General features: G+C 75.8%; 5 protein-coding genes. 4 read left to right on the forward strand and 1 reads right to left on the reverse strand.

Annotated elements, in window-relative coordinates; genetic code table 11:
• The first annotated feature begins 433 nt into the window (after positions 1-433).
• The 3 genes from ABZ920_RS20955 to ABZ920_RS20965 all read left to right on the forward strand — a co-directional run bounded on the left by ABZ920_RS20955 (position 434) and on the right by ABZ920_RS20965 (position 3,895).
• Complete coding sequence (locus ABZ920_RS20955) at positions 434-1,357, forward strand: LD-carboxypeptidase (protein ID WP_361506919.1); 924 nt, start codon at positions 434-436, stop codon at positions 1,355-1,357.
• Between the two features lie 172 nt (positions 1,358-1,529).
• Positions 1,530-3,311 carry a CocE/NonD family hydrolase gene (locus tag ABZ920_RS20960; protein WP_361506922.1) on the forward strand — a complete coding sequence of 594 codons (1,782 nt, stop codon included), beginning with the start codon at positions 1,530-1,532 and terminating at the stop codon, positions 3,309-3,311.
• A 32-nt stretch (positions 3,312-3,343) separates the two neighbouring features.
• Entirely contained in the window at positions 3,344-3,895 is a 552-nt protein-coding gene (locus ABZ920_RS20965; RefSeq protein ID WP_361506925.1) for a GNAT family protein, read from the forward strand.
• On the opposite strand, the gene ABZ920_RS20970 is transcribed toward ABZ920_RS20965, so the two are convergent.
• Positions 3,867-4,214, reverse strand: a complete 348-nt coding sequence (locus ABZ920_RS20970) for a DUF6204 family protein (protein ID WP_361506928.1) — start codon at positions 4,212-4,214, stop codon at positions 3,867-3,869. The genes ABZ920_RS20965 and ABZ920_RS20970 overlap by 29 nt on opposite strands.
• A gap of 614 nt (positions 4,215-4,828) precedes the next feature.
• Here ABZ920_RS20970 and ABZ920_RS20975 point away from each other — a divergent pair.
• Complete coding sequence (locus ABZ920_RS20975; protein WP_361506931.1) at positions 4,829-6,829, forward strand: DUF5107 domain-containing protein; 2,001 nt, start codon at positions 4,829-4,831, stop codon at positions 6,827-6,829.
• Positions 6,830-6,936: the final 107 nt, after the last annotated feature.

The raw sequence follows: 6,936 nt of genomic DNA on the forward strand, positions 1-6,936 counted from the left end.
CTGTTCCGATGGGGGGGGTGCCCGTCCTCGGACCGGCGCGGGTGCTGTTGGTCACCGGCGCGCCGGGGTTGACGCGCCGGCCGCTGCGGGCGGGCACCCCCCGGCACGTCCCCTCCAGTCCGTGGACGGCCGCGGGTGTGTGGTGGCCCGGCCGGCCGGTGGCGGCGTCGTGCGGTCGCCCCGGCCTGCGGGTGGAGCGGTCCGGTTCGGTCGGAGGCGGGAGGGTCCGTGCGGTTCCGACCGTCCTGGGGGCGGGGCCGTGCGAGCTGACCCGGGCGTGGGTAGGGCGGGGTCGTGCGGCTCTGACCGTCCCGGGGGTGGGGCCGGGTGAGTCGACCCGGCCGTGGGTGGGGCGGGGGCGGGCGGTGTGGGGCGTTCGGGGAGCGGATACTGGAGGCCGCCCGACCGTACGCGCCACCCCGGAGCCCGTCCCGTGAAGCCACTGGTCCGTCCCGCCCGACTCGCCCCCGGCGCCCGCGTCGCCGTCGTCGCGCCCAGCGGGCCGGTGCCCGAGGAGCGGCTGCAGGCCGGGCTCGACGTGCTGCGCGGCTGGGACCTCGAACCCGTGGTGGCGCCGCACGTGCTCGACCGGCACGCCGCCCTCCCGTATCTGGCGGGCACGGACGCCGGCCGCGCCGCCGACCTGCAGGCCGCCTGGTGCGACCCGTCCGTCGACGCCGTGCTGTGCGCCCGCGGCGGGTACGGCGCGCAGCGGACGGCCGACCTGCTCGACTGGGAGGCGATGCGCTCGGCCGGGCCGAAGGTGCTGGTCGGGTTCAGCGACGTCACCGCGCTGCACGAGGCGTTCGCCGCGCGGCTGGGACTGGTCACGCTGCACGGGCCGATGGCGGCGGGCGTCGACTTCGTCAAGAACGCGCGGGCCCAGGAGCACCTGAGGGCCACGCTGTTCGCGCCGGAGACGACCCGCGTCATCGCGTCCGGCGGCACCGCGCTCGTCCCCGGACGGGCGCGCGGCGTCACGCTCGGCGGGTGCGCCAGCCTGCTCGCGGCGGAACTCGGCACGCCGCACGCCCGACGTGGCGCCCGCGGCGGGCTGCTGCTGATCGAGGACGTGGGGGAGGAGGCGTACCGTCTCGACCGCATCCTGACCCAACTGCTGCGGGCCGGCTGGCTCGACGGCGTCGCGGGCGTCGCCCTCGGCTCCTGGCGCGACTGCGGTCCCGGCGCCCTGCTGCGCGCCGTGTTCGCCGACCGGCTGGGGGGTCTCGGCGTCCCGGTCGTCGAGGAGTTCGGGTTCGGGCACTGCGACGGTGCGCTCACCGTGCCGTTCGGGGTGGCCGCCGAACTCGACGCGGACGCCGCGGCCCTGACGCTGGACGAGCCCGCGCTGCGGTGACGCCCGGCCCGCCCGGCCGTGGCGCTCCTTCACCGACACTCCGTCAAGAAACCTCCTGCACGCCGATTGACCCGGCCTGACACGTGTCACAGCATGAATCCGGACCGTACTTACCGGCCGGTAAGTCGGCTGCCGCAGCAGCCGGCTCGGGTGTCCTCAGTGTGGAGGTCTCGTGTCCCGTCGTGTGCCCGGAGCCCGTGCCCTGCTCGCCCTCGCCCTCGGCGGCGCGCTGACCGCCACCGCCGGAGCCACCCGACCCGTGTCCGCGGCGGAGGAGTTCACCGTCACGCCGCTGACGTTCACCGTCCGCGCCGGCGACCGGAGCTGCGCCGTGGACGCCGACCTGTACCGGCCCGCCGGTGCCGACCGGGACCGTCCCGCGCCCGCCGTGCTCGCCACGAACGGCTTCGGCGGCAGCAAGAGCGACGGCTCGACGGACGCCATCGGCAGGGCCTTCGCGCAGCGCGGATACGTCTCCCTCGTCTACTCGGGGCTCGGCTTCGGCCGGTCGGGCTGCCTCGTCTCGCTCGACGACCCGGAGATCGACGGCAGGGCAGCCTCCCGGCTGGTCGACTTCCTGGGCGGCGGACGGGCCGCCGACGACGGGACCCGCGTCGACTACGTCACCCTCGACGGCACCGGCGACCCGCGCGTCGGCATGATCGGCGGTTCCTACGGCGGCGCCGTCCAGCTGGCGACGGCCGCCGTCGACCACCGTGTCGACGCGCTCGTCCCCCTCATCACCTGGCACGACCTCGCCTACTCCCTGGATCCCGAGAACGCCGTCGGCAGCGGCGGGGTGCCGGGGGTCTTCAAGTGGCAGTGGACCAACGCCTTCTACCTGATCGGCGAGGGCCAGCCGCTGCTGGAGCCGAACCTGGACCCGTCCCGCATCAACTCGATGGCCTGCCTGCACTTCGTGTCCCGGGCCTGCGAGACCGTCCGCACCCTCAACTCCGGCCGCTACCCGGCCGACCGCACCGCTCGGATGCTCGACTACGCGCACAGCGTGTCCCCGGTGTCCTACCTGAACCGGGTGAAGACGCCGACCCTGCTGGTCCAGGGCCAGGCCGACAGCCTGTTCAACCTCAACGAGGCGTCGGCGACGTACGAGACGCTCCGGGCGCAGGGCACCCCGGCCAAGATGATCTGGCAGTCCTGGGGCCACAGCGGCGGCATGACGGACCCGGCGGCCGGCGAGCTGAACCTCGCACGGGGCAACCTGGAGACCAGCTACGTCGGCAGGCGCATCCTGGCCTGGTTCGACCGCTACCTGCACCGGCGCGTGCCCACCGACACCGGGCCCGACTTCGCCTACTACCGGGACTGGATCGACGACCCGGAGCACACCTACGCCACGGCCGACCGCGTCCCCGCGCTCGGGCGGACGCTCTACCTGTCGGGGGACGGCAAGCTCGTCGGCGACCGGGCCGAGGTCGTGCGCGGCAGCCGGACGTACGCCAACTGGCTGGTGCCCACCAGTCATTCGGAGAGCTCCCTGGCCGGTGTCATCGGCCACCCGGACCAGCCGCCCCACGACACGCCCGGCACCTACCTCGGCTGGAGCAGCGAACCGCTGGCGGAGCCCGTCGACGTCGTCGGCGCGCCCCGCGCCACGCTCCGGGTCGTCTCCCCGGTGGCGCGGCTGACGCAGCACTCGGCGGACGCCGCGGACAAGCTCGTCCTGTTCGCCAAGCTGTACGACGTCGCACCGGACGGCACCCGGACGCTTGTGCACCGCCTGGTGGCGCCGGTCCGCGTGCCCGACGTGACCCGGCCCTTCACGGTGTCCCTGCCGGGGATCGTGCACCGCTTCGAGCAGGGGCACCGCCTGCGGTTCGTGATCGCGGGCAGCGACGACGCCTACGTGGGCAACCGGGGGATCAAGCCGGTGACGGTCGTCAGCGCCCCCGGTGACACCGGAGTGCTCCAGTTGCCGGTGGTGCGTCCCTGACACCCGCGCCCGGCGGCGCGTAGGGTGGCGGAATGCCGCAGACCGCCTCCCCCTTCCTGGCCGAGGGCCGCCGCGTGGGCATACGCCGCATCACCCTGGCGGACGGGCCCGAGTTCACCGCACGCGTCCGCGAGAGCAAGGACCTGCACCACCCGTGGCTGTTCCCGCCGGACACCGCCGAGGCCTACGCCGCGTACGCCGGCCGGCTGATCGGGAGTCCGGACCGGGCCGGGTTCCTCGTCTGCGAGCGGGACGGCGGGGCCGTCGCCGGGTTCATCAACGTCAACAACATGGTCGGGGGAGCCTTCCGGTCCGGCGCGCTGGGCTACGGCGCCTTCGCGCACGCCGCCGGGCGGGGGCTGATGCGCGAGGGCCTGGACCTCGTGGTCGGGTACGCCTTCGGACCGCTGGGACTGCACCGCCTGGAGATCAACGTGCAGCCCCTCAACACGGCCTCGATCGCGCTCGCCCGCAGGTGCGGGTTCCGTCTGGAGGGTTTCTCCCCGAAGATGCTCCATGTCGACGGGGCCTGGCGGGACCACCAGCGCTGGGCGATCACCGCCGAGATGCGGGCTTGTAGTTGATCTTCATGGTGTCGAGGTCCGTCACGGACGACCTGAGGCCGCGAAAGCCGTAGCCGAGTGCGCGCAGCGTCGTCCCGGCCCGGTCCTCCGCGATCGCGGCGGCCATCTCCTCGCCGTCGTCCGCGTCCGAGACGACGACGTACCGCAGGGAGAAGTGCTTCAGCGGCGACGCCTCGTACGTCAGCGACCCCTCCTCGGTGAACCGCATGGCGGCCAGCCCGTGCCGCGGCGCCTCGGCGAGCAGACGCGCCCGCGCCTCGTCGGTCAGCGCGTCCCAGGTGCCCCGGACGATCACCCGGTAGGTGTGCCGCTCGCTCATGTGGCCTCCGCTCCTCCGCCCGGCCGCCGCGTACCCCGCGGGGTCGTGAAGGGCCGACTGTACGGTGCCGGGGGCGCCGTGGCGCGCGGTTTTCCGCCGGCCCGGCGGCCCCGTGCCCCGGCGGCCTGGTGGCCCGGCGGCCTGGCGGCCCGGCTCCCCGGGGCCTCGCTCCGGCGCGCCCGGCTCCCCGGGCCTGGCTTCTTGTGTCCCCGCGCCTGGCGGTCGGGGCCTCGCTCCTGCTCTCCCGCCGGGCCGGGCCGGAGGGGGCCGCGGCGGCCCCGTGCGCGCCCGCCCCGGCCCGGTGGGGCCCTGGCGGCCTGGGCCTGGCTTCTTGTTGTCCCCGCGCCTGGCCCGGGCCTCGCTCCTGCGTCCCCCCGCCCGGCGGCAGAGTCCCGGCGCCCCGCCAGGCTCTCGCGGCGCGGCCTCGCGGGGCCGGAGGGGAACCCGCACCGGACACGATGAGGATCCATCCCCACCGAGCCCGCGGCGGACGCGCGCGGAGCCCGCGAAACCCGCGGGAACGCGCCCGGACCCGTGCGGAACGCGCCAGGAGACCGCCTTTGCGGAATCCTGACCGGCGCTGCCTCTGGCCGGATCACTGGTCACCGGGTTCCATGGTCGTCGTGACGACGATCCGACGCGAGGTACTGACGCTGCCCGCCGCCCAGTTGGGGCCGGACAACCCCCTGCCCCCGCTGCGCCCGCTCGACGAGGTCCACGACGTCGCGGGACAGGACGACAAGGAACTCGGGCGCCTGCCGCGCGACATGGTCCGGCAGATGCGCTACGCGCCGCTGCGCAGCCTGCTGCCGGTCCGCGTCCGCGACGGCTACGAACGGACGCGCGCCCCCCGGCCGGTCGACGCGCTCGTGCTGGAGAACGACCGGCTGCGCGCCACGGTGCTCCCCGGGCTCGGCGGCCGCGTCGCCTCCCTGGTCCACAAGCCCACCGGCCGCGAACTCCTCTACCGCAACCCGGTGTTCCAGCCGGCCAACTTCGCCCTCAACGGCGCCTGGTTCTCCGGCGGCATCGAGTGGAACATCGGCGCGACCGGCCACACCACCCTCTCCTGCTCCCCCCTGCACGCCGCCCGCGTCCCGGCCCCCGGCGGCGGCGAGATGCTGCGCCTGTGGGAGTGGGAACCGCTGCGCGACCTGCCCTTCCAGGTCGACCTCTGGCTGCCGGACGGCGCCGACTTCCTGTACGTCGCCGTCCGCGTCCGCAATCCCCACGACCGGCCGGTGCCGACCTACTGGTGGTCCAACATCGCCGTGCCGGAGGAGCGCCGGGTGCTCGCGCCCGCGGATGAGGCGTTCCACTTCGGCTACGAGCGCCGCCTGCGCCGGGTGCCCGTCCCCGCGTACGACGGGATCGACCGGACGTATCCGCTGAACAGCACCTTCGCCGCCGACTACTTCTACGACCTGCCCGACGGGCGGCGGCCCTGGATCGCCGCGCTGGACGACGCCGGCGACGGGCTGGTGCAGACGTCGACCGACGTGCTGCGCGGCCGCAAGCTGTTCGTGTGGGGCGCCGGCCCCGGCGGGCGGCGCTGGCAGGAGTGGCTGACCGAGCCCGGCACCGGCGGCTACTGCGAGATCCAGGCCGGACTCGCCCGCACCCAGCTGGAGCACGTCCGGCTGGAGGCGGAGAGCGAGGTCGCCTGGCTGGAGGCGTACGGGCCGCTGAGCGCGCCGCCGCCGGCGGGGGAGTGGGACGCCGTCCTGCGGCGGACCGAGGAATCCCTCGCCGCCGCCCTGCCGCGCGCCGCCGTCGACGCCGCGTACGAGGCGTGGAAGCCGTACGCGGACGCGGACCCGGTGGAGACCCTGGCCACGGGCTCCGGCCGGGGCGCGCTCGAGGTGCTGCGCGCCGGCTGGAAGCTGCCGGGCACGCCCTTTCCCGAGTCCACCCTCGGCGAAGCGGAGGAGCCCTGGCGGGAACTGCTGGACTCGGGGTCCTTCCCGCAGCCGCGCGAGGTCCGGCCGCCGGGCCCGAGCCTCGTCGCCCCGCCCTGGCGGGACATGCTGGAGACGGCTCCCGCCACCCCGCTCACCGAGTACCACCTCGGTGTCGCGCAGTGGCACGCCGGCGACCGGGCGCAGGCGGTGCGCAGCTGGGAGCGGGCCCTCGCGTCGCCGGCCGCGCAGGCGTCGCCGGAGTGGCCGCTGCTGCGCTGTCTCGCCGTCGCCGACGAGGAGGCCGGGCACCACGAGCGGGCCGCCGACCGGTACGCCGAGGCCTTCGACGGCCTGTGCCGGGAACGGCGCGACGACGGCCCGTCGTGGACGGCCGCCACCGCCGCGCTCGGCCGCGAGGCGATCGAGGCGCTGCTGCGGGCCGGCCGGGCGGCACCGGCGCGCGGCGTGTGGGAGCGGCTGCCCGCCGGCACCAGGGAGCGGGGCCGGTTCCGGCTGCTGGAGGCCGAGCTGCTGCTGGCCGAGGGCCGCCACGAGGACGTCCGGGCCGTCTTCGAGGAGGGCTTCGAGGTCGCCGACCTGCGCGAGGGCGACGAGCGGCTCGGGCAGGTGTGGGCGCGAACCGGCGCCGGGGAACTCCCGGGCCGCTACGACTTCCGGATGCGCCCCGACCCCGCACGGCCCTCCCCGTCCTGACCCGGCGCGACCCGGCGGCGGGCGGGGCGGGGGACGGCCCGGCGTGCTTGCCGGGCAGCGTCGCGGGCCGGGCGTCGTTCGGCGGCGTCGCGGGCTGCGTCCCGTGC

Source organism: Streptomyces sp. NPDC046831 (assembly GCF_040645305.1).
Lineage (GTDB): Bacteria > Actinomycetota > Actinomycetes > Streptomycetales > Streptomycetaceae > Streptomyces.

Bases quoted from the DNA above. Each gene is read 5' to 3' on its own strand.
- ABZ920_RS20965 (WP_361506925.1), top strand. From the start codon at position 3,344: ATGCCGCAGACCGCCTCCCCCTTCCTGGCCGAGGGCCGCCGCGTGGGC.
- ABZ920_RS20970 (WP_361506928.1), bottom strand. From the start codon at position 4,214: ATGAGCGAGCGGCACACCTACCGGGTGATCGTCCGGGGCACCTGGGAC.
- ABZ920_RS20975 (WP_361506931.1), top strand. From the start codon at position 4,829: ATGGTCGTCGTGACGACGATCCGACGCGAGGTACTGACGCTGCCCGCC.